The sequence below is a fragment of the Maricaulis maris MCS10 genome (assembly GCF_000014745.1).
Classification (GTDB): Bacteria; Pseudomonadota; Alphaproteobacteria; order Caulobacterales; family Maricaulaceae; genus Maricaulis; species Maricaulis maris_A.
This window is the reverse complement of sequence record NC_008347.1, coordinates 1,292,088-1,313,712: the sequence shown is the minus strand read 5'-3', so window position 1 is coordinate 1,313,712 and position 21,625 is coordinate 1,292,088. Positions and strand designations below refer to the sequence as shown.

26 protein-coding genes are annotated in these 21,625 nt (G+C 63.4%); 6 read left to right on the top strand and 20 right to left on the bottom strand.

Translation table 11 applies throughout. The features are described 5' to 3' along the window. Positions 1 to 7: 7 nt before the first annotated feature. The 11 genes from MMAR10_RS06260 to MMAR10_RS06210 all read right to left on the bottom strand — a co-directional run bounded on the left by MMAR10_RS06260 (position 8) and on the right by MMAR10_RS06210 (position 8,076). Positions 8 to 1,384, bottom strand: coding sequence for a PQQ-binding-like beta-propeller repeat protein (locus MMAR10_RS06260; protein WP_011643142.1), 1,377 nt, complete (start codon positions 1,382 to 1,384; stop codon positions 8 to 10). Continuing rightward, positions 1,377 to 2,162 (bottom strand): tetratricopeptide repeat protein, encoded by a 786-nt coding sequence (locus MMAR10_RS06255; protein WP_011643141.1) that lies wholly within the window; start codon positions 2,160 to 2,162, stop codon positions 1,377 to 1,379. The genes MMAR10_RS06260 and MMAR10_RS06255 overlap by 8 nt, the downstream gene beginning before the upstream one ends. A gap of 73 nt (positions 2,163 to 2,235) precedes the next feature. Further along, a complete protein-coding gene (gene panB, locus MMAR10_RS06250) occupies positions 2,236 to 3,075 on the bottom strand; it encodes a 3-methyl-2-oxobutanoate hydroxymethyltransferase (protein WP_011643140.1) in 840 nt (279 codons plus the stop codon). A 64-nt stretch (positions 3,076 to 3,139) separates the two neighbouring features. Then, entirely contained in the window at positions 3,140 to 3,481 is a 342-nt protein-coding gene (locus tag MMAR10_RS06245) for a hypothetical protein (RefSeq protein ID WP_011643139.1), read from the bottom strand. Continuing rightward, positions 3,478 to 4,020 (bottom strand): RNA polymerase sigma factor, encoded by a 543-nt coding sequence (locus tag MMAR10_RS06240; protein ID WP_011643138.1) that lies wholly within the window; start codon positions 4,018 to 4,020, stop codon positions 3,478 to 3,480. The genes MMAR10_RS06245 and MMAR10_RS06240 overlap by 4 nt, the downstream gene beginning before the upstream one ends. Positions 4,021 to 4,033: 13 nt before the next feature. Next, the gene (locus MMAR10_RS06235; protein ID WP_233353875.1) at positions 4,034 to 4,459 is read right to left on the bottom strand and encodes a DUF6249 domain-containing protein; all 426 of its coding nucleotides are present in this window, start codon (positions 4,457 to 4,459) and stop codon (positions 4,034 to 4,036) included. A 34-nt stretch (positions 4,460 to 4,493) separates the two neighbouring features. Continuing rightward, complete coding sequence (locus MMAR10_RS06230; protein ID WP_011643136.1) at positions 4,494 to 5,051, bottom strand: NnrU family protein; 558 nt, start codon at positions 5,049 to 5,051, stop codon at positions 4,494 to 4,496. A gap of 86 nt (positions 5,052 to 5,137) precedes the next feature. Continuing rightward, positions 5,138 to 5,455, bottom strand: coding sequence for a hypothetical protein (locus tag MMAR10_RS06225; RefSeq protein WP_011643135.1), 318 nt, complete (start codon positions 5,453 to 5,455; stop codon positions 5,138 to 5,140). Next, the gene (locus MMAR10_RS06220) at positions 5,442 to 5,981 is read right to left on the bottom strand and encodes an RNA polymerase sigma factor (protein ID WP_011643134.1); all 540 of its coding nucleotides are present in this window, start codon (positions 5,979 to 5,981) and stop codon (positions 5,442 to 5,444) included. Before MMAR10_RS06220 ends, MMAR10_RS06225 begins: the two co-directional genes overlap by 14 nt. A gap of 8 nt (positions 5,982 to 5,989) precedes the next feature. Further along, a complete protein-coding gene (locus MMAR10_RS06215; protein ID WP_011643133.1) occupies positions 5,990 to 6,409 on the bottom strand; it encodes a hypothetical protein in 420 nt (139 codons plus the stop codon). 194 nt (positions 6,410 to 6,603) lie between these two features. Further along, positions 6,604 to 8,076 carry an alpha/beta hydrolase gene (locus MMAR10_RS06210; protein WP_011643132.1) on the bottom strand — a complete coding sequence of 491 codons (1,473 nt, stop codon included), beginning with the start codon at positions 8,074 to 8,076 and terminating at the stop codon, positions 6,604 to 6,606. Between the two features lie 114 nt (positions 8,077 to 8,190). On the opposite strand from MMAR10_RS06210, the gene MMAR10_RS16110 reads away from it, so the two are divergent. Beyond that, positions 8,191 to 9,777: a LytTR family DNA-binding domain-containing protein gene (locus tag MMAR10_RS16110; RefSeq protein WP_049755675.1), complete on the top strand. Its 1,587-nt coding sequence runs from the start codon at positions 8,191 to 8,193 to the stop codon at positions 9,775 to 9,777. Here MMAR10_RS16110 and MMAR10_RS17040 read toward each other — a convergent pair. The 3 genes from MMAR10_RS17040 to MMAR10_RS06190 form a co-directional block, all read right to left on the bottom strand. Further along, positions 9,771 to 9,980, bottom strand: coding sequence for a SlyX family protein (locus MMAR10_RS17040; RefSeq protein ID WP_011643130.1), 210 nt, complete (start codon positions 9,978 to 9,980; stop codon positions 9,771 to 9,773). The genes MMAR10_RS16110 and MMAR10_RS17040 overlap by 7 nt on opposite strands. Before the next feature lie 88 nt (positions 9,981 to 10,068). Continuing rightward, positions 10,069 to 10,710, bottom strand: a complete 642-nt coding sequence (locus MMAR10_RS06195; protein WP_011643129.1) for a pyridoxamine 5'-phosphate oxidase family protein — start codon at positions 10,708 to 10,710, stop codon at positions 10,069 to 10,071. A 68-nt stretch (positions 10,711 to 10,778) separates the two neighbouring features. After that, positions 10,779 to 11,324: a carboxymuconolactone decarboxylase family protein gene (locus tag MMAR10_RS06190; protein ID WP_011643128.1), complete on the bottom strand. Its 546-nt coding sequence runs from the start codon at positions 11,322 to 11,324 to the stop codon at positions 10,779 to 10,781. Between the two features lie 126 nt (positions 11,325 to 11,450). On the opposite strand from MMAR10_RS06190, the gene MMAR10_RS06185 reads away from it, so the two are divergent. Then, positions 11,451 to 12,356: a LysR family transcriptional regulator gene (locus tag MMAR10_RS06185; protein ID WP_011643127.1), complete on the top strand. Its 906-nt coding sequence runs from the start codon at positions 11,451 to 11,453 to the stop codon at positions 12,354 to 12,356. A 26-nt stretch (positions 12,357 to 12,382) separates the two neighbouring features. On the opposite strand, the gene MMAR10_RS06180 is transcribed toward MMAR10_RS06185, so the two are convergent. The 3 genes from MMAR10_RS06180 to guaA form a co-directional block, all read right to left on the bottom strand. Next, complete coding sequence (locus MMAR10_RS06180) at positions 12,383 to 12,628, bottom strand: hypothetical protein (RefSeq protein ID WP_011643126.1); 246 nt, start codon at positions 12,626 to 12,628, stop codon at positions 12,383 to 12,385. Between the two features lie 128 nt (positions 12,629 to 12,756). Further along, a complete protein-coding gene (locus MMAR10_RS06175) occupies positions 12,757 to 12,966 on the bottom strand; it encodes a cold-shock protein (protein WP_011643125.1) in 210 nt (69 codons plus the stop codon). Positions 12,967 to 13,551: 585 nt separating this feature from the next. Next, entirely contained in the window at positions 13,552 to 15,111 is a 1,560-nt protein-coding gene (gene guaA, locus MMAR10_RS06170; protein ID WP_011643124.1) for a glutamine-hydrolyzing GMP synthase, read from the bottom strand. 228 nt (positions 15,112 to 15,339) lie between these two features. On the opposite strand from guaA, the gene MMAR10_RS06165 reads away from it, so the two are divergent. The 4 genes from MMAR10_RS06165 (at position 15,340) to MMAR10_RS06150 (ending at position 18,844) form a co-directional block, all read left to right on the top strand. Next, a complete protein-coding gene (locus tag MMAR10_RS06165) occupies positions 15,340 to 15,927 on the top strand; it encodes a YceI family protein (RefSeq protein ID WP_011643123.1) in 588 nt (195 codons plus the stop codon). Positions 15,928 to 16,018: 91 nt separating this feature from the next. Next, positions 16,019 to 17,083, top strand: a complete 1,065-nt coding sequence (locus MMAR10_RS06160; protein ID WP_011643122.1) for an acyltransferase family protein — start codon at positions 16,019 to 16,021, stop codon at positions 17,081 to 17,083. 122 nt (positions 17,084 to 17,205) lie between these two features. Then, positions 17,206 to 18,006 (top strand): sulfotransferase family protein, encoded by an 801-nt coding sequence (locus MMAR10_RS06155; protein WP_011643121.1) that lies wholly within the window; start codon positions 17,206 to 17,208, stop codon positions 18,004 to 18,006. Continuing rightward, positions 17,999 to 18,844: a sulfotransferase family protein gene (locus MMAR10_RS06150; RefSeq protein WP_011643120.1), complete on the top strand. Its 846-nt coding sequence runs from the start codon at positions 17,999 to 18,001 to the stop codon at positions 18,842 to 18,844. Before MMAR10_RS06155 ends, MMAR10_RS06150 begins: the two co-directional genes overlap by 8 nt. Positions 18,845 to 18,927: 83 nt before the next feature. Here MMAR10_RS06150 and MMAR10_RS16880 read toward each other — a convergent pair whose 3' ends face one another. The 3 genes from MMAR10_RS16880 to MMAR10_RS06135 all read right to left on the bottom strand — a co-directional run bounded on the left by MMAR10_RS16880 (position 18,928) and on the right by MMAR10_RS06135 (position 21,614). Beyond that, complete coding sequence (locus tag MMAR10_RS16880; RefSeq protein ID WP_150099722.1) at positions 18,928 to 19,554, bottom strand: hypothetical protein; 627 nt, start codon at positions 19,552 to 19,554, stop codon at positions 18,928 to 18,930. A gap of 180 nt (positions 19,555 to 19,734) precedes the next feature. Continuing rightward, complete coding sequence (locus MMAR10_RS06140) at positions 19,735 to 20,304, bottom strand: hypothetical protein (protein WP_150099721.1); 570 nt, start codon at positions 20,302 to 20,304, stop codon at positions 19,735 to 19,737. Next, positions 20,301 to 21,614 carry an RsmB/NOP family class I SAM-dependent RNA methyltransferase gene (locus tag MMAR10_RS06135; RefSeq protein ID WP_011643118.1) on the bottom strand — a complete coding sequence of 438 codons (1,314 nt, stop codon included), beginning with the start codon at positions 21,612 to 21,614 and terminating at the stop codon, positions 20,301 to 20,303. The genes MMAR10_RS06140 and MMAR10_RS06135 overlap by 4 nt, the downstream gene beginning before the upstream one ends. Between the last annotated feature and the right edge of the window lie 11 nt (positions 21,615 to 21,625).

Genomic DNA, 21,625 nt, shown 5'->3' with positions numbered 1-21,625 from the left:
TTTGCGCCTAGCGGAGCGCGATCATCCGCGCGTCATCGGTGACGACATATACGGTTTCATTGGCAATGACAGGGGGGACAAACACATCACCCGGCAGATCACGTTCCGAAACCACGCTGCCATCGAAGGCATTCAGCACCGTCATGTCACCCCGGCTGGAGGCCACAACGAGGCGTCCACCGGCCATGACCGGACCGGTCCAGGCCAGGCGATTCTTGCGTTCGCGCGCATTTTCGAACAGCGGCAATTGGGTGATCCAGTAGACCTCACCGTCAAGCCGGTTGATGCAGACGATCTCGGCTTCACTGGTCGTGATGAAGAGGAAGTCTCCCGCAACCCACGGCGCATGCAGCCCACCGGCCGGCTGGCTCCACAGGCGTTCGCCGGTACGCAGCGAAATCGCGGCGAGCAGACCGGAATGGCTCATGGCGTAGACGGTATTGTCGACCACGACCGGGCTGCCGGCGACATCATTGATCTCGGACATGGCGGTCAGGCCACCGGCGCGCGTCAGGCTGTCCTGCCAGATCGGGTTGCCGTTCTGGACGCGCAGGGCGATCAGCTCGCCCGAGGCGAAAGGCGCCACGACGATATCGCCCAGCACGGCCGGGCTTGGTGCGGTCAGAAGACGGGCCGATTCAACAATGCCCTGATAGGTCCACAGCACCTGGCCACTATCGGTATCGAGCGCCAGCAATTCATTGTCATCGCTGGACACAAAGACCCGGCCATCGGCGACCGTCGGCGAACCATGGAAGGGCACGAGTGTCGAGGAGCGCCAGATCTCCGAGCCCGAGCCGGCATCAAGGGCGACGAAGAAATTCAGGCCTGTGTGCACATAAAGACGTCCGCCATCGAAGGCGATGCCGCCACCGAATGACATCCGGTCATAGCGTTCGGACGCTTCGATCCGGTGTCGCCAGACAACCGATCCGGTGTTGGCGTTCATCGCGACCACTTCGCCGCGCGCGTCGATGGCATAAACATTATCACCGGCCACGACCGGGCGGGCATTCAGGCGGCGGTCATTGTCGGAGCCATTGCCGAAACCTTCACGCCAGGCGATGGCAAGCGATCCGCTGGCCTGGGTGTGCTGGACGGCATTGGTCGGATAGCCACCCGGCTGGGGCCAGACCGTGTTGACATAGGCCGGCGGCAGGTCGACGACCCGCGCCTCGCCATCATTGTCGAGGTTCAGACCCTGTTCGAAATTGAGGATGGAGACGCGGCCATCGGTCGGCGCATCACCATTCAGCCGCTCGGAATCACTGTCATTGCCACGGCCAGGGATCATGTCGAGCGGGTTGGGAACAGACGAGCAAGCCGCCAGCGGGGCAATCAGGGCCACACCAAGAAGGGTGCGGATACGCTTTACATCAATCATCGCCTGAATCCCCGGCATCGGTGGTTTCTTCTTCGGCGGCGGTTTCCGCCGCGCCGTCGACCGGCGCTGACGGATCAGCTCCCGTCACTGCGTCGTCAGTGGTCGCCTCGTCGGCGGCAGGCTCTGCCAGAGCCATGCGCTGGGCGATCAGCGCCATCGCTTCCTGGGCGCGGCGCTGCACTCCGGCCGGCGCGTCGCTGGAGAAGGACAGGAATTGGTACTGGGTCCGTGCCCGCTCGATATTGTCTGCACGCAGGGCCGCGGCCGCGATCGTTTCGCGAGCGATATGGCGATAGGGCGAGTCCGCATTGACCAGGCGGCTCAGACGCAGATCGATATCGGAAAACGACAGGCTGTCCCAGGATGACCAAACGGCCCGGATTTCAGCCATGTCACGCAGAAGCGGATCGCTTGCTTGCGCTGCGGCCTGTTCGAAGAACCCGGTCGCGGCCGCATTGTCACCCTGCTCGATCGCGACATTGCCGCGCTGGATCAGCGCCAGCGACACGTAACCGGGCGTGCCATTCTCGGCGAGCGTTTCCAGTCCGGCCGCGGCCAGCGCCAGCTCGCCTGACTCGGAATGCGTCATCGCCGCGATAAAGGCATCGGAGGCCGTTTGGCGGCCGCCGGTCTGCCAGGCATCGAAGCTCTGCCAGGCCACGGATCCGGCGATCACCGCCAAGGCCGCGCCCAGAGCCCAAGGGCCCCATTGACGCAACAAATCCTGATACTTGTCCCGGCGAAGTTCTTCGTCGACTTCTTCAAAAATATCGACCACGTCGAAGCGGCTCCGTAATTCCAATCAATGTGCCGCGGACCCTAGCGTCACTGCCCCCCTGCGGCAACAGAGGTCAGCCGTCCGAACGCTTCATGGTGTAGACCTCGCGCTGCGAGGGAAAGCTGCGATCGCGGACATCGCTGGCAAATTGCGCCACGGCGGCATCGGTACGCTCGGCCATATTGTCATAGCGCTTGACGAATTTCGGCGTCCAGTCGAACACGCCCAGCATGTCCTGGGTGACCAGGATCTGCCCGTCACAGGCGGCTGAAGCGCCGATTCCGATGGTGGGGACATCCACTGTCTCGGTGATTTCACGCGCCAGGTCCTCGGCCACGCCCTCAATGACGATCGCGAAGGCACCGGCCTCGGCCGTCGCCAGGGCCTCATCGATCACGCGCTGGCGCTCGGCCTGGGTCCGCCCCTTGGCCCTGAACCCGCCATCGGCGAGGGCCGCCTGGGGACGCAATCCGATATGGCCGATCACCGGGATCGAGCGGGCCGCCATGAAACGGATCGTGTCGGCGGCATAGGTGCCGCTCTCGATCTTGATCGCCTGACAGCCGGTCTCGGCCATCACGCGTGCGGCATTGGCAAAGGCCTGCTCGGGTGACTGCTCATAGCTGCCAAACGGCATGTCGACCGCGACCAGTGCCTGACGGGCGCCGCGCATCACGGCCTGTCCGTGCAGGATCATCATGTCCAGCGTCACACCGACCGTACTGTCCAGCCCGTGCACCACCATGCCGACACTGTCGCCGACCAGCAAAAGATCGCAATGGGGATCGAGGATGCGCGCCATCGGCGCGTCATAGGCGGTCAGGCAGACAAGTGGCTCTCCGCCCTTGCGGGCACGGATATCCGGGGCGGTGATACGGCGGGCCTTGGTCGGGGACTTTGACTGGGCAGACATGGCGGATGGCCTTTTTCACGACAGGTGGCCGGACCCTAGCGCAGCATGCTGCGCTGCAAAAGCCTCAGGCCAGCCGCCGCGGCAGTACCATCGCGACCATGCCGACAGCGAGCGCCATCGCTCCAGCCGCCAACACTTCCGGCCCCATCAGGAAGCCGACATTGGACAGCAAGCCTTCAGCCGGGATTTGCACCTGGCCGAGCAGACCTTCCAGCTGGGTGCCGGCAATCGCCGACCCGGTCGAACCGGCCCCGCCCAGAAGCAGGATCCGCTTGCGATCGGGATTGGCCAATTGCTTGATCACACGCTGCGAGAAGCGGTCGGCCTCGGTTTCTGTTTCCAGCGGCTCGGCTGCCTGGGCGAAGGCGGCCTTGAGCCGTGCATCGAATGCATCATCCATGGTCATGACACCATAACCTCCGCGTCCGCAAAGAACGCCTGCAATTTGGCCCGGCCGCGATTGACGTGCGACTTGACCGTTCCCAGCGGCATGCCGGTCGCCTCAGCAGCTTCCGAATGCGACATACCGCATGAATAACACAACACCACCGCGATCCGTTCGTCTTCCTTCAATGTGGCGAGCCCGCGATCGAGATCAACCACATTGCCCATGTCGCGCGGGGCTTCACTTTCCTCGACATCGGCCTTGTACTTCTCCAGCACCCGCTCAGTCGCCTTGCGCTTGCGCGCCGACATCAGGAACTGGGTGTAGGCAATCGAGCACAGCCAGGACTTGAACGAGCCTGTGCCCTTGAAGCTGCCGATCTTCTCAAAGGCCCGGATGAAAGCGTCCTGGGCGAGATCGTCGGCGAGGGCGTGATTGCGGCACATGCGGTTCAGCATGCCCCGAACCAGGCCCTGATGGCGCCGGACCAGCTCCCCGAAGGCCGCCGGGTTTTTCGTGGCGACCACCAGGGCTGTGAGTTCTTCGTCCGACGCCTTCATCAGCCCGCTCCGATTACTCGGAGCCCTCTTTCTTGCGTCCCAGCAGGCCGAAGCCGACGAGAACCAGACCGATAAAGCCGGGGAAGGCCGCGATGGAAACCATGATGCGGAACACATCCTCCTCGCCAGCAACCGAGCCGATCGACATGCCGAACACGGCGAATGCCGCGGCCACAGCGATCAGGATCAGGCCCCCTTTCAGGTCACCATTGCTATTCTTGCGCGGCATGCCCAATGCCCGAATGGTCTCCGGGGTCATGGTTTGACCAGAGCGAATGCCTTCCTCGACCACTTTGAGAATGGACTTTCGCTTTTGCGTCGATGCATTCACCGAAATCCACACAATCCCGACAACCATCAGGAACAAACCGAGGGGAACAAGTACATCTTCCGCCATATCAACCTCCGTAGTGAGCCGCACCGCGCGGCCTTTGACCATGAGATGCGGCGAAGTCCGTATTTAGATGCAGAAACTATCCGATGACCGCAACGCCAAACAGATACATGTGAAAATTCAATATGATAAGCGCTGCAATCAAACCCAGCACAATTGCTGTCAGATCGCCGCCCCAGCCCTTCACCACGGGTGGCGGGGTCTCGCGAAGGCAAGCGGCGATGAAGGTGACAAGCGACCACACGAAGAAACTGCCGAACAGCAACACCGCCGACGCCTCGGCATTGGCCAGCAGATGCGCCCCGGACCAGACCACGACACCGGCCAGCATAGGATGGCGCACCCAGCGGCGGATATGGCCCGGCGCATAGGCGGAGGTGAGAAGGATGATCCCGACGGGGACGGCGAAAAGCGCGGCCTGGTGCCCCCAGCCCGGTGTTGTCCAGATCGATGGGGTCGGATGGGCGATAACCTTGCCGTAAATGATCAGGCCAAAGCCGATCAGTGAGATCACGGTATAGGTCAGCTTGTAGGGCGTTGCGCCAAGACGGGCCTGCAACGTGTCGCGCAGCCCCGGTACCAGGCGCAGGCAATGCACACCCAGAAACAGGACCAGTCCCGCAGTCAAAACCAGCATCAACGCCTCCCCGAACTTTGGCCGACTATAAGCGATTCATCGCGAAGTCGTGGATGAAAACCGGATGCCGCACGCGGCCGCTATCATCAGAACAGGCGCATGCGCGGGAGCCGGATTGTCCGCGTCACCCAGCCATGCCCGAGAAAGGCGACCCCGCCCCCGATCGCGATGATCTGGAGCGCTGCGGACATCTCCTGCCCCAGCGTGTCGGCAACGATCTGCAAGGCCGGGGAGATCAGGGCCAGGCCGAGCACCAGCAGGCAGCCCGCAAGCAGGCGCAGGACCAGCTCGATGCGCAGGCGCCGTCGGGCGACCCGCTCCATGACGCCGGTCCGGAAGTCCCGGTCATTGCCCGGCGCCGCATCGGCGGCGAAGAAGTCAGCAAGCGGATCAGTCTTGTCCATCACCCACTCCCAGGATTTCGGCGAGGCGCGCACGCCCTCGCAATACATGTGATTTTACAGTCCCCAGCGGCATTTCCAAGACGTTTGCGGCATCGCCATGCGACCAGCCCTCGCCCAGGCAGAGCGAGATGGCGGCGCGTTGGTCTGGCGGCAGCTGGGCCAGCGCCTGCCGCAGGGCGATGGCGCGCTCGGTCTGGGGTGTCTCGCTGTCCGGGCGCAAGTCCTGCCAGTCATGGTCGCGCTGGCGCGAGCGGGCCATCGTCCGGGCCTGGCCCTTGGCCTTGCGCCAGGCGATCGAGAACAGCCAGGTCTTCAACCGCTCGGGCTGGCGCAGCCGGCGCAATTCGGTCCAGCCCGCGAGGAAGACCTCCTGCGCCAGATCATCGGCATCCGCATCATAGGGGCTCAACCGGCGCAGGAAGGCGCGGATCGCCCCCTGATACCGGTCGACGATCCGCGCATAGGCCGCATCATTGCCCGAGCGGGCCGCCGCGACGAGCGCCGCGTCCGTCGGTTGCGAACTCATCGATCAGCCTATTTCTTGCCCTTGAAGAAGGCCGACACCAGGAAGGCGAAGGACAGGACCGCGAAGATCATCGCCACGAAATAGGCGACCTCACCCATTCCGATCAGACCGCTATAGCCCTCATAGGCAAACACAGCGGAAAAACCGGCAAACAGGATCACCAGGAAGGCGTTGCTGCCTGTGCCGTAGTTTGAGTCTTCACCGCGGGAACCGCGGTCCAGATCGGACCAGTCCGGGCGGCCATCATCCGCGGCATCAAGGCTGGCGATCAGGTCGGCCGGCGGTTCCTTGCCGGACGCGGCATAGGTCTTCAGCAAGTCGATCTTCGCCTGGGTACGCTTGTACCGCATGAAGCTGCCCCAACCGGCCGCGACAAAAAATGCCAGCGGGAAAAGCAACCACCAGTAACTCTCGAAAAGCTCGACCATCGGCTCGATCTCCTGTTCCACGCCCCTGGATGCACCGGCATTCAGCGGGTCTTTGCTCCTGTGTCGCCGCCACGACGCGGTTTGGATGCGGCGGTCAGGGAAAAACGCAGGATCGATGTGGAACCGATTGCCCCGGCCTGTCCAGACCGGGGCATTTACGACGGTTCAGGGTCGCACCATGCGGCGCCGGTGCCCTATCTTTCAAACGGGTTGGCGAGGAAGTCCGGCAGTTCGATCACGATCTCCCCGCTCGCGACCGGCTCCCCGCGCATGAAGGCATGCATCGCTTCGCCCACCTCTGGGGTCGTCATGAAGAGATTATGCCCGGCATTGACGACCGTGACCTGGGTGACATCGCTCAGCCCGGCAACCGCCTCGCGCTGGCTTTGCGGATAAGTCCGCCCGTCGAGCGTTCCCGTCAGCAGGAGCACGGGCGTGTCGCCGGTCGGCCCGCGACGGAAGTCCGGACCCAGATCGAGGCCGGGGACAGCCCTGTTCAATTGCGGCATGGGAAAATTCAGATAGGCACCCAGAAGCGAGGTCTCAGCCTGCTGTTCGACGAGAACCAGGCGGTCGGCACTGATGCCCGACGCCAGGTCCATGCCGGTCGGCATCGCACTCATCGTGATCGCCTCGCCGGGCGTCCAGAAATATTGCAGGAGCGCGATCGGCAGCTGGGTCTCGCCCCTCTCCACACCGGCATAGAGCGCCGGCAGGAGGCCGGCATTGGTCGGATCGGCGATCAGCCCGGACGAAAATTGCTGGAGATGATGGCGTTGCAGCAGGAAGGGCAGGCTCGTCCCGTCCGCCTGTGGCACCTGCATCAGGATCGGCTCGGCTTCCAGCTGCGCATGAACGCGGCGCATCAGGCCGGCAATATCGGGATAGAGTGCGGCAGCAGCGGGCTGGGTGTTCACCGCCTCTTGCAGCCGCGCGATATAGTCATCGGTCCTGGCCGGCAGCTTGACCGTCTGGTCGAGCCCTTCGGCGCTGGCGATGATGACGCGGTCAATCTCGTCAGGAATTTCGTTCAAGGCTGCGAGTGCCAGGTGGCTGCCATAAGAGATACCCCAGAGCGACATCCGCTCGGCACCGAGATGAACCCGAAGATCGGACAGGTCGGCGACGCTTTCACGGGTCGTATAGCCGAGCACATCCACGCCTTCGCTATCCCAGAAGGCCAGGCACTCGCTCAGGGCCGCCCGCTGGCTGGCAATGATGCCGGCATCGCTGACCCGCGCGCTGTCGTCGGCGGACTGGCTGCTCACACAACGCGGCGGCCGTTGGGACTGCCCGGTGCCGCGCTGGTCAAAGGCGATCACATCGCCATGCTGGCGCATCGCCATGAAGAGCGGAAAACGCTGACGCTCGGCCGTGCCGGATCCGGAGCCACCAGGGCCGCCCGCGAGATAGATGATGGGAGGTCCGGCGCTCTCGCCGGTCGCCGGAAACCGCACATAGCTGATGGTGATCATCCGGCTGTCCGGGTCGGCCCGGTTTTCCGGCACCTGGAATTCACCGCGAAAGGCATCAGCCGTGTCGCCGCTCTGGGCGGCAAAGACGATGGCGGTCTCGCCGCCGGGCTGCGCCGCCAGGCCGGCAGCCGTCACTGAGGCAAAAATCGCCCCTGCCAGCAAACCCGCCCGGGCCATTGTCAGTCGTTTCATCGCACAAGCTCCACTGTTTCATGCCCCCGGCACAGGCACAGCTAAACGCCCCGATCCCTGGCAATCACCCGCCAATCGACCGACGGCAGCCCGGGACCGACAAGCGGCGGGACGATGCGCGAGACAACCGCTAATCTGCCCGGCATGACCGCTCACCGCCCGACCATACTCTCCGCCCTCATCCTGATCGCAGCCCTGGTTTCGACACTCGCCTTCGGAGGCGACGCCTTGGCCCAGCCGCAGGTTCATGTCGCCCTTGAGGACGTGCGCGTCTGCCCGGCGCGCAATGACGACACCGCACCACCCGACTACACCTCGCCAACATGCCGCAGCGTGCCGATCCGTGAACTCGACCCGCAGGGCGCTCACCTGTGGGTCCGGATGCGCCTGCCGCTGGCGGCGGAGCATCTGCGCGGCGACGGCCCCTTCGGGCTGATGGTGCTGGGCAAGATGTCCAGCGAGGTCTTCATCAATGGAAGCCTAGTCGGCACCAATGGCCAGCCGGGCGATGACCGACGCTCGGAAACGCCCGGGCGGATCGATGCCAGCCTGTTCGTGCCCCACACCCTGGTGCATCAGGGCAACAATATCGTCGACATCCGCATGTCATCGCATCACGGCTGGCTGGAGCTGGTGTCTCCGGTCCACGCAATCCTGTTTGGCCGCTTTCAGGATCCCACCCGGATCATCATAACCGCCTACTGGCCCAGCCTGATCACTTTCGGCGTCTTTCTGGTCAGCCTGGTTTTCTTCGGGGTCACGGCGTGGCGCAATGAGGACCGGTCCCAATCGGCCCTGCTGGCGGCGGCGGCCCTGTTTGGCGGTACCGAGCTGCTGGTCGAAACAGCCCGCGGACTGGTCGCCTACCCCTACCCTTTCCAGGATGTCCGCCTGATCCTGATCACGCTGTGCGCCGCCGGGTTCGGCCTCTGCATCCTTGCCTACCTGCTCGAGCGGATGACGTCGCTGGGATGGCGCTCGAAACTGGCCCGGATACTGGTTGTCCTGACCGCCCTCGTCCCGGTGGTAATTCTGATGCCCGGCTTCGACGGCAAAACGGTTGGAGTCCTGACCAGCTGCGCCCTGGCCGGCCTCGCCTGGTCGGCGCTGTGGACATTCCAGCGTCGCAAGGGCGCTGCGGTCCTGCTCATAGCCTTCGCGGCCTTCCTTCTGGTGCTGTTCCAGGTCGGCTCATACTTTCTGGATGTCGGCTATTTCTACGCTGCCGCCGGAGTGCTGGCCTTCGCCATGTACCAGCAGGCCCAATCCCTGGTCGCCGAGCGCCGCCAGAGACGGCTCGAAGCCCGCCGCGCACTGAAACTGCAAACGGCCCTCGACCAGGCCCGGCAGAAGTCCGCGCCAGCCCAGATCCAGCTCGTCAGTGCCGGTCGCGTCGACTATGTCTCGACCGACCGGATCGTCCAGCTCAAGGCCGCCGGTGATTATGTCGAGCTGCATTTCGAGGATGGCCGCACATCGCTCTATTCCGGCACGCTGGGCGGGCTGGAGAATGAATTGCCGCCGGCCTTCCTGCGGGTCCACCGCTCCCATGTCGTCAACACGCTCTTCGTCTCGGCCCTGGAGCGTGATGCCGGCGGCACCGGCGAGCTGATCCTGTCCAACGGCGCACGAGTGCCCGTCAGCCGCCGAATCCTTCCGGCAGTCCGGTCGGCGCTTGCCGACAAGCGCCCGCCTCAATAGTGCGGCGGTTTGGTCACCTCCGGCCCCGGCGCAGCCGCTTCCAACGCCTCGAGGCGGGTCAGCATGACATTGACCCGACGGGTCAGCCGGTCGAGTTCCTCGCGCTGGTCGAGAATGACGGCGTTGAGATCATCCACGGCCTTGTCCTGATGGGCGGCATGGGCCTCGACCTCATCGAGACGGGCCTGCAGGGTATCGATCATTCTGGACTCCACGTGACTTTGCGGTCGCAATCTATCCGATCCCGATTGGGTTCCCAGCACCAAAGGCGGTTGGCCTGGCGTGGCCCCTTCACGGGTTCGCCACCCCGCTCCGAGCCAGCGCGAGCTCCCCGCGCAGACGGGCATTCTCGTCCTCCAGTCCAACCAGACGCTCATTGACATCACGCATGGTCTCGATGATCTCGTCCTCAGTGAAGCGTTGCGTGATGTGCTGGGGACAGTTCCAGTCGAACGCCACCACATGCAGGAGCACAATCCGCTCAGTGCGGGCGCGATAATCCTGCGGGAGGACACGCCCGGCCAGATCGCTCTCGGCATCGACCGGCAAAAGCTCGACAGTGGCGAATATCTTCAAGCGTGTGCGGTTGGCATAGTCCATCAGGATCAGGGCCACACGGGCATTGGCCCGCATATTGCCGACGGAGATGTATTGGCGATTTCCGCGATAGTCCGCGAATGCCAGTGTGGCGGCATCCAACACGGTCAGGAAACCTCTCGGTCCGCCACGATGCTGGACATAGGGCCAGCCCGACTGCGAAACCGAAGCCATATAGAAATGATCGCGCGCCGCTATGAAATCTGTTTCGTGCTGCGTCAGGCTATCGGGCGCGCGGTCTCCCTCGAAGCGTTCCCAGACTTGGGCACTGCCCATGTCTTCGCGGACCGCCCGCACGCTGGCTGTGGTGGCGATGTCGGGAAATCGGTAGCTCATGATGCCGCTCCAGTCCTTTTGACCAATGGGAGGCGGGCAGACCGACAGGACGGCCTGCCCGCTCGTGATCAGCCTGCCTGCGACGCGGTGACGACGGGGAAGTCGATATCGGTCTCGGCAACGTTGTTGATCAGGTTGGTGAAGACATTTTCGGCGGCCAGGGCGACGATCTCGACAATCTGGCCGTCGGCATAGCCCGCCTCGCGCAACCCGGTGATGTCGCTCTCGCTGACGCGGCCGCGCTCGCGCACCACCTTTGCTGCGAAACCGACAGCGGCATCAGCCTTGGCTTCGCCGGACCGCCCGGTGCGGTTGCGGGCAACCTCTTCCGGCGTGAGATTGGCAAGGTTCAGACCCAGATAGGTGTGGGCCGACAGGCAATAGTCACAACCATTGACCTGGGCCACGGCAAGGGCGATGCGCTCGCGGGTCTTGACATCCAGCGCCCTGCAGAGCGCGCCATTATTGCCGGTATAGCCTTCCAGCGCGGCTGGGCTGGTGGCAATCAGACGGAACATGTTCGGCACGACACCGAGCTGTTTGTGAACGGCCTCCAGGATCGGCCTGGAGGCTGCGGGAGCGGAATCGAAATCTGGAATGGGCAGGCGGGACATTGGTTTCTCCTTCAGGGATTGGGGCGATCCGTCCGGGACCGCGTTCTGCCGGGGAGAAATGGGCGTTCCGCAAAGAATGATAATCGGCTATAATCGGGAAATTCTTTTCCAATAAATGGAATAAAAATGGACCGTCTCAAAGCCATGTCCATTGTCGTGCAGGTGGTCGACAGCGGGAGTTTTTCCGGTGCCAGCCGGGCCCTCGGCATCCCCCTGGCCACGATCAGCCGTCAGGTTACAGAGCTGGAAGCCCATCTCGGTACAAAACTGCTGACGCGAACCACCCGCAAGCTCGCCCTGACTGATGCCGGTACGGCCTATCTCGCCGCCGCACGGCGGATCCTGGACGATATTGATGAGACAGAACGGGCAGCGGCCGGCGAATATCATTCGCCGCGTGGTGAGCTGATCATGACCGCTCCGGTGGCCTTTGGACGCCTTCTGGTCCTGCCGGTGATCCGGGACTTTCTTGTGGCCTATCCCAGGATCGATGTCCGCCTGGTCCTGTCCGACCGCAATCTTCACCTGATGGACGAACATATCGACATGGCGGTGCGGATCGGGCCGCTGCCGGACAGCTCCATGGTGGCGACAAAAGTCGGATCGATCCGGACGGTCGTTGTTGCCAGTCCGGCTCTGCTGGCGGCCCACGGAAAGCCGCAATCGCCGGAGGACCTGTCCGACCTGCCCGGCGTGCACTTCGACATCCTGTCGCCGGCCGGCCGCTGGACCTTCACAGGCCCCGGCGGGCAGACACATGACAGCGCGCCGCGGCCCCGTCTCACCGTCAGCAGCGCCGATGCCGCGGTCTGGTCAGCCTGCGATGGTGTGGGTGTGACCCGGGTATTGAGTTATCAATGCGCTGACGCCGTGAAGAACGGGTCACTGCATGTATTGCTGGAGGAATTCGAGCCGGCACCCTTGCCTGTGCATCTTGTTCATGCCGGCCGCGGCGTGCAGCCGGCCAAGCTGCGCAGCTTCCTCGACTTCGCAAGGAGCCGCCTGCGATCAAGTCTGACCGCGCTTTGGTGACTGGCCGCATCGGCCGTCAGGGATGACTAGCTCTTATTGGCGAATTTCGGCGGCTTCGCCCGCACCTTTTTCGGCGCAGCAGGCTTGGCTGCGGCAGCCGCGGCCTTGGCTTCCATCGCCAGACGGGCCTGGCGCAGCTTGCGGATCTTGGCCTGCCGCTCGTCGGTTTCCTTGTCCAGCTTGGTGCGGACCATGGTGTCGGTGATTTCGGCCCGCGTTTTCGGGGCCACCGGGGTCACTTTCAGAAGGTCACTGTAAACGGGTTCGCTCATGGGCATGTCTCCTTGGCGCTGACAATAGGGCAAATGGGCCGGAAAAACAAAAAGGCCGGGCGAGTGCCCGGCCTTTCTGATTGCCTGTCCGGGGCGCGGCAATCCGGCCCCGGGACTGGCAGTATGGCTTAGACAGCCTGAAGGTTCTCGGCAGCGTTCTTGCCCGAACGCTTGTCCTGAACGACTTCGAAGGACAGCTTCTGGCCTTCGGTGATCGTGGTCATGCCAGAGCGCTCAACGGCAGAGATGTGGACGAAAACGTCCGTGGAGCCATCTTCCGGCTGGATGAAGCCAAAACCTTTGGTGGTGTTGAAGAATTTTACGGTACCAGTAGCCATGACGATTTCCTTTCAATCAGTCACGTAGATATGGGTCTGCCCGACCGCGTGCCGGAAAGTACCCGAGTGTCGAAATTTGAAAGGAAGAGCGTCAGCGGGGCGACAGATCGCCCCCAGAAGATTCGGCATTCAAGATCGAGTAGCCGCTATATGGGGGGCGATTGTGTCTTTTGCAAGGTAATTCGGTTTGGGGGGTGCGTCTTCAATTCCCCAAGCCTGGCGCGCAGAGACTCCCGCACTCCCGGAACTCCATCACCATTTTCCCAGAAAGCGCGTCAGCGCTATCCGGCGCCAACCGGAGACTCAGCGCCTCAAGGCGCGCTCGGTCAGTCCCGGGTCTTCGCCCGGGAAAAATGGCGTGTGAGATTGCGAGGCTGGCGTCTTCTGTCGAACAGACGCGCCGGGCGCTCTCCCAGCCATACATCCCTTGCCGGGAGAAAGCCGTATCCGGTTCTTGAGCTCAAGGGTTTCAACCGCGAAGCGGCGCTGCGCGCCCTTGACCTCAAGAACCGGATACGGCCCGCTGGCTGACAAGGGCTTTATGGATCAATCCGCGCTTGGCGCAGTTTTCGAGCTACGGACCCCCTACTCCCACTCAATCGTCCCCGGCGGCTTGGACGTCACATCATAGACCACCCGGTTCACGCCGCGCACTTCATTGATGATCCGCGTCGCCACGCGGCTGAGGAAGTCGTGCTCATAGGGGTAGTAGTCCGCCGTCATGCCGTCGACGCTGGTGACGGCGCGCAGGGCGAGGACGGCGTCGTAGGTGCGTTCATCGCCCATCACACCGACCGTATTGACCGGCAGCAGGACCGAGAAAGCCTGCCAGATCTCGTCATAGAGGCCGGCCTTCTTGATCTCCTCGATATAGATCGCATCGGCCTTGCGCAGGATGTCGGCCTTTTCCTTGGAGACAGCGCCGGGGATGCGGATGGCGAGACCCGGTCCCGGGAAGGGATGGCGACCGACAAAGGCGTCCGGCAGGCCGAGCTCGCGGCCAAGCGCACGGACTTCGTCCTTGAACAGCTCGCGCAGCGGCTCGACCAGCTTCATCTTCATCCGGGCCGGCAGGCCGCCGACATTATGGTGCGACTTGATGGTGACGGAGGGGCCGCCATCAAAGCTGACGCTTTCGATGACGTCGGGATAGAGCGTGCCCTGGGCGAGGAAGTCGGCGCCGCCGGCCTCCTTGGCCTTCTCGTCGAAGACATCGATGAAGAGGCTGCCGATGATCTTGCGCTTCTTCTCCGGATCGTCGACGCCCTTAAGGGCGGTCAGGAAGAGGTCCTCGGCCTCGGCATGGACGAGCGGGATATTGTAGTGCTCGCGGAACAGGGTCACGACCTCGTCGGCCTCGCCCTGGCGCATCAGGCCGGTATCGACAAAGACACAGACCAGCTGGTCGCCGATCGCCTCATGCAGCAGGACGGCTGCGACCGAGCTGTCGACGCCGCCGGACAGGCCGCACAGGACGCGCTTGTCGCCAACCTGTTCGCGGATCTTGGCAATCGCCTCATCCTTGAAATTGGCCATCGACCAGTCACCTGTAAGGCCGGCAATCTTGTGCGTGAAATTTTCGAGCAGGGCTGCGCCACGCGGTGTGTGAACCACTTCCGGATGAAACTGCACGCCGTAGAATTTGCGGGTCTCGTCCGCAATGGCGGCATAGGGCGCATTGCCCGAGGTCGCGATGACCTTGAAGCCCTCGGGCAGCGCCGCGACACGGTCGCCATGGCTCATCCAGACGCGCTCTTCATGACCGACCGGACCAAAGCCGGCAAAGAGCGGGCTGTCCTCGACCAGCTTGATGTCGGCGCGGCCAAACTCGCGCTCCTCGGAGGCCTCGACCCGGCCGCCCAGCTGGGCGCACATGGTCTGCTCGCCATAGCAGATCCCCAGGACGGGAATTCCGCGCGTGAAGACCGACGCGTCGGCGCGCGGGGAATTGTCCCAATGGGTGGAATGCGGCGAGCCCGACAGGATGATCGCCTTGGGGTCATAGGCATCGATGAAGGCGGCGTCGGCGCGGTTATAGGGGTGGATCTCGCAGAACACCCCGCTCTCGCGGACGCGGCGGGCGATGAGCTGGGTCACCTGGCTGCCAAAATCGATGATGAGGAGTTTGTCGTGTTGATCGGTCATGGGCGTTCGCACCCGCGCGCGCAGGTGTCCCGGAGGTCAGATTGTAGGGAGATGGCAGAAACATCTGTCAGCATGTGGCCCGATAGCGCGAGTCAGCCCGCTTGACCAGTCCCGCACCGCCCCGGACCTGCGCTTTGCGTGGTTTTGCCGGAAATTCATCACAACGGGCTTGTCCGCGAGCGGCCGGGCGCGCAAGTCTTGCGGCAAGTCAAACCATGGAGATCCGACATGCGCCTTGTCATGACCGCGCTTCTCGCCAGCCTTGCCGTCGCCTGCTCGCAGCCCGTCACTCCGGGCACCTGGCATTTGGACGCGGACCGATCAGCCCTCAGCTTCGTCTCCATCAAATCCGGTGACATCGCCGAAACCCACAGCTTTTCCGGCCTCAGCGGGTCGGTCATGCCGGACGGCCAGGCGGAACTGGTAATCGATCTGGCGACCATCGAGACCGGCATCGGCATCCGCAATGAGCGCATGCGCGAGCACCTGTTCGAGATCGAGCGTTTTGCCGATGCCCGGGTAACCGCCACACTCGACCTCGCCGCGCTTGCCGACCTTGGCGCCGGTGAGCGCCGCGCCCTCACACTCGACGCCGCGCTCGACCTGCACGGCGTCGCCATGGAGATCGAGGCCGAGGTGATCGTCAGCGAGATCGACGGGCGGAGCATCCTCGTCGAAAGCCGTTCTCCCGTGATCATTGACGCGGCTGACCATGATCTCATCGATGGTCTTGCGACCTTGCAGGACCTCGCCGGCCTGCCCTCGATCACGCCGGTTGTCCCGGTTACCTTCTCACTGGTCTTCGCCCGCAGCTGATTATGACACTTGGCCTGAACCATCGTGGCGGGCCACTGTCGGCGCTCAAGGGTCGGCTGCTGGGTGGTCGGCATTGCCCAGCGGAGAGTTGATGCTGCCTGACCGTCCCCGCGCCGAGATCATCGAGCTGCAATATCTGCGGGCCATCGCGGTGTTGCTGGTTGTCGTCGGCCATCTGAACCAGGCGGGTGTTCGCTTCCTGGGTACCGATTTGCTGGGTCCGGTCGGATATGTGGGCTTTGCAGGCGTCGACGTCTTTTTCGTCATTTCCGGTTTCATTATCCACACGCTCTACCGCACAGCCACACGGCCCGGTCCGAGCTATGCGCTGAAACGCCTGAACCGGATTTTCCCGCTCTACTGGATATTCACCGGCCTGTCAGTGGTCGGCTATCTGGTACTGGATGACAGCCTGAGCCGCGGCATGGGAGAACTGGACTGGGTGGCCAGCCTCACCCTGCTGCCGACCGGGCAACCACCCCTGCTCCTGGTCGGATGGACGCTGACCCACGAGCTCTACTTTTACCTCGTTTACGGTCTGGTCCTGTTCCTGCCGCCGCGCTGGCGCCGGGCCGCGTTGGGGCTGTGGGCCCTTCTCACAGTGGCAGCCATGGCTGGCTTGATCGATACAAACCACCCCTGGCGCGCTCTCGCGCTCAGCGGTTTCAACCTGCAATTCATCGCTGGAATCGCGCTCGCAGAGTTCCGCGATCGCCTGTCAGCATTCCGCTGGCCGGCGCTGATCACACTGGTCATCGGCGCAGGCCTGGCTATGACCTGGACCATCAGGCATGGTCTGGACGGGCTGGCGATCGCTGACATTCGGGTCCTGGCCTTTATCACCCTGGCTATCGGCCTGGTCTGGACAGTGCTGGCCTGGCAACCGCGCTGGCCGAAACTACTCGCCGCAATCGGTGATTGGTCCTACGCCATCTATCTCGGGCATTTGCTGGTCATCGGGGTCGCAGCCCGCGTCCTGGCGGGCCTCCTGCCGCACGGCCCCGTCAGCACGCTGATCCTGTTTGCCGGCGGCCTGGTCGCCAGCCTGGCCTTGGGCCTGATTGTCTACCGCCTTGTCGAGACGCCATTGCTCAACGCCGGAAAACAGTTGATCGGTCGCTTCTTTGGCGGAGGGCCGCGAAAAACCCGGTCCTGACAGACGGTTATCCCGACGCCATGTACACTCAGTGAAACTTCCGTAATTTATTGAAACAATGTAACTTATTGCCACCGACGCGGCCTGCTACCTGAGAGTGAACTCGCTGTCTCGGGTCACTCATGCAGTACGCGGTCGGAAAATCTCCCATCTTCATCGGCGGTGCCCCGCGATCCGGCACGACATTGCTGCGCGCCATGGTCAATGCCAGCCGCAATATCGTCTGCGGACCGGAGATGCGGGTCATCCCAGCCCTGTGCCATTTGGCCGAACAGATCGAGGCCGGACAGTCCGACGTGCTGGCGCGCGGCTATGGTCTCGACCGCCAGGCGCTCAATGACCGCTTTGCCCGCGCCATCGACACGCTGCTGGCCCCGCTGCACGAGCGGACCGGGGCGCGGGTGGCCGAGAAGACGCCGGCCAATATCCTTCACTTTTCCCGCCTGCGGCAGATCTTCCCCGACAGCCCGCTGATCGGCATCGTCCGCGATGGCCGCGATGTGGTCGCGTCGCTTCTGTCCATGGACTGGACCGACGCTAGGACCGGTCAGCCGATGGCGATCACCCGCGACGCCGAAGCCGCCGCGCAGCTCTGGTGTGCCAGCATCGATGCCGGCCAGCGCATGAAGGCCGACCCGAATTATGTCGAGCTGCGCTATGAGGATCTCGTGGCTGACACGGCCGGCACGATCTCCCGCCTGTTCGATGCACTGGGCGAGGACGATGACGCCAAGGCCCGCGCGCTCGATCATGCAGACGCTTTCGACGGCCGTCAGGGTATGGCGGAGTCCAGTGCCGACCGTGTCTCCCGTCCCGTCGACCGGACCGCCATCGATCGCTGGCAGACCGATCTCGACCAGACCCGGCTCGACACCGTCATGCGCGTGGCCGGACACCATCTGGACCGGCTCGGCTATGTCTGACAGCGAAGGCAAGGCCGGACGCAGCGATGGCCAAGGCCTGGTCTTTGCCGGCGGCTGTCCGCGCTCCGGCCTGACCCTGCTGCGCCGCCTGCTGGAACCCCATCGCCATGCCCATTGCGGACCCGATACGGGTCTGCCGCCCTCGATCGCCATGCAATGGCAGAATTTTGCCCGCGAGCTGGGCCCCCTGCACGCGCAGGATTTCGATCTGGGCGCCGAGGACATGCGCCGCACCATGGCCGACCTGCTGACCGGCATGATCAGCGCGCCACTGGATCAACCGCCCATCAAGGTGCTGGTCGAAAAGACCTCGCTCAATGTCGCCGCCTTTGACCCGCTCGGGCGGCTGCTTCCGCAGGCCCGTTTCATCCATGTCGTGCGTGATGGTCGCGACGTCGCAAATTCCCTGCTCGCCCGCAACTGGCGCGACCCTCAGGGGCGCCCCTTCCCCCATGTCAGCAACACGGGCGCAGCGCTGAAATACTGGACCGACCTGACCGGTATCGGCCTCGCCGCCGAACGCAGTCTCGCCGGTCGCATCATCCGGATTCGTTACGAAGACCTGGCGACCCGGCCCAAGGCCACGGTGACCCGTTTGATGACCTTCCTCGGCCTGAAATTCGAGCCCGCCCAGTTGCACTACGCGACGCGGAGCATCGAGCTGCACGGGCTGGAGCATGACAGCGCCCCCCTCATCAACCAGCCCCTGACCCGGCGCCGGGTCGGCGCGGGTGCGGGACTGGATGTGCAGGTCAACCCCGCGACCCGGCAGAGACTGAACGAGTTGGGATATGGGGCGCCGGCCGGTACAAAACGGCGACGTGTCGGTGCGCGGTGATCGGGTGAACACGGGAGACAGGCCGCGAGTTCAAGGGGCGCCAGATGTTGCTGATGAAGAATGTCGGAGGGTGAGTATGCCGACTATTCCGCTGGCGCAGCCTGCGGCTTTCGGATGCCGATGAAGCGGTCGCCCAAGTGCGCCGCCATTTCGTCCGCGAGGCTTGATGGTCTTGTCGCCTTGCCGATGACGAGTGTTCGTCCTTGGGCATCGGTGACCCACACGCGCAGGAATATCTCGGAGATGCCCGCCTGCCGGATATCGTTCCAGGCCAGCTGGATGTCCGCGCCGGGCCAGCGCCGTGCGGCCAGGGTATCATCGGACCACCGGATCTCTGATCGGGTCAGGTAGAGCAGAGCGCAGGCCACGAAGATACCCAATCCGACAGTCACAAGTTCAACTTCGCGCCCCTCCTGTGCCGCCAATCCGGTCGGGCCGGTGACCACATTGTGCAGGGTGATAAAAAGCAACAGAATGCCCAACAACATCGGAGTTGGGATTGCCTCAACGAACGCAAACCCCGGATGGCGCAGACGTCGCCTCGCTCGGTGCCGCCAATGAATGGCCGCAACCAAGGCAAAGCCCAAGACATACCCTGCCACATAGCTCAACACTTCACCGGCCCCCAAAAAACCATTCATTGCCGCACCGGGAATAGGCAACCTGCGGCCAATAGCTGAAACCAACCCAAATCTGATAAAGCGGCGCACGACGCGGCGCTATCCATAGATCGCTTGTCAGCCAGCAGGCCGTATCCGGTTCTTCAGGTCAAGGGCCCGAGGGGCCGCAAAGCGGGTAGACCCCTTGACCTGAAGAACCGGATACGGCGGTCTCCCGGCAAGCAGATTATGGTGGGGCATGCGCGATTGCGCAGAAGGGAATGACCCCGGTCAAGCCGGCTCGCATTTTCCTACACTTTCGAGCTTGTCGCTGAGCGCGGCATCGCGGTATTTGTTCAATAAATCGGCCAGCTCCTGAGGTGGCAGCTCGTAACTCTGTTGAAGCCACGCCCCTCGACCTGCGACATTCCGGTTCATGCCTGACCACCAGTCCGCGGGCTGATCGAGAACATCAAACACCACCATTGATACGGCCGGGACGCCAAACCGACGCTTGGTGTAGACCTCGAAAGGGCTCACCTGGTTCCAGCACAATCGGCGGTCGCGACCAGTTGTCTGTTCCTGAAAACCAACTTCATCAAGGGTCAAACTCGCGCGACCGCGAGCCGCTGCCATCCCGTCTTTGGCAAATACCCAGCAGCCGACTCCAAGGAAGGGTAGTCCCGCCCAAAGAAGCCAGTACGCGAACCAGCCACGTCGAATGCTTTCAACATTCTCGACCAGATTTCCCGTATGCAGATTTACCAACGCCCAAGCGCACGCACCGATACCGGCAAGGCAGCCCACAGCCATTGCCAAAAGTTTATCGGTGCTTTGCCTCAGAACGATCGTTTCACTCACCCCACCCGCTCCATCACGCAGATGTAGAACCCGTCCGTATCCGTCCGGCCCGGCGAGAGCTGGAGGGCGCCGTGTTCGGTGAGGCAAGACTCCAGCAGCGCCTCGGCGCCGTCGCCCAGACCGCCGGACTGGATCAGCGCGTCCATCACCGGCACCGGTTTGAAACCCTCGACCTTGTCGAGGAAAGCATTGACCCGGTCACCGTTTTCTTCCGGCAGGACCGAGCAGGTGATGTAGACCAGACGGCCGCCCGGCTTCACATAGCGATGGGCGCGTTCCAGCACGATGTCCTGCTCTTTCATGCGACGGTCGAGAGCGGCGGGCTTGAGACGCCATTTGGCGTCGGGACGGCGGCGCCAGGTGCCGGTTCCGGTGCAGGGCGCATCGCAGAAAACGACATCCATTTTCTCAACAAACTCACCCAAGGCCTTGTCTTCACTATCATCATGGACCTGGACATTGCGCACATCGGCGCGCTTGAGGCGCGGCCAGATGGCGCGCAGGCGGCGCCAGTCAATGTCCCAGGCGTGGACCTGTCCGGTATTGTGCAAAAGTGCGGATAGCGCCAGCGTCTTGCCACCGGCACCGGCGCAATAGTCCAGTATCTGCTCGCCTGCACGGGCGCCCGAGGCCAGCGCGGCCAGCTGGGAACCGATATCCTGGACCTCGACCCAGCCCTTGCCATAGGCGGGAATGCTCTCGGCGGCGGCTGACTTGCCACGCGGGTCGCGCTGCGGAATGCGAATACCTGAGCGCACCAAGGGGCTATTTTCAGCCGCTTTCAGTTTTGACGATACCTCTTTGAAAGCACGGTCGAAATCGACCTTGGCTTCATTCACCCTGAGATCAACCGGCGCCCGCGAAGAGAGCTTGCGGCCCTCTTCGGCGGCGGCCTCGCCAAAGGCCCGGACCAGGCTTTCCTCGAGCCATTCCGGCACATCGCCGCGAATGTGCAGCGGCGCGTCGGAAATGTCCCGGGCCAGGCCCTCTCGCTCGGCGTCGGTGAGGGCTTCCGGCGCATGATCATCACCGGCAAACATGGCGTCGATGGCATCAGCCTCAACACCCCAGACCCGTCCGACCGTGCCAATGGCCAGCGTGCGAGGCGCGTCTCCGTCCATCGCGTAGGCGGTCGAGGACTGGTGACGCAGCGCGTCGAGCACCAGCCCGCCGATCCAGGCGCGATCGCCCGAGCCGGCAAAGCGGTGCGCCTTGCCCCAATCGCGCACGGCGTCCTTCACTGGCTGGTGCTGGGTCTGGAGGGTCTCGAGAATCTCGATGGCCGCGGCAATGCGTGCGCCGTCTCTCATGTCGGATATCC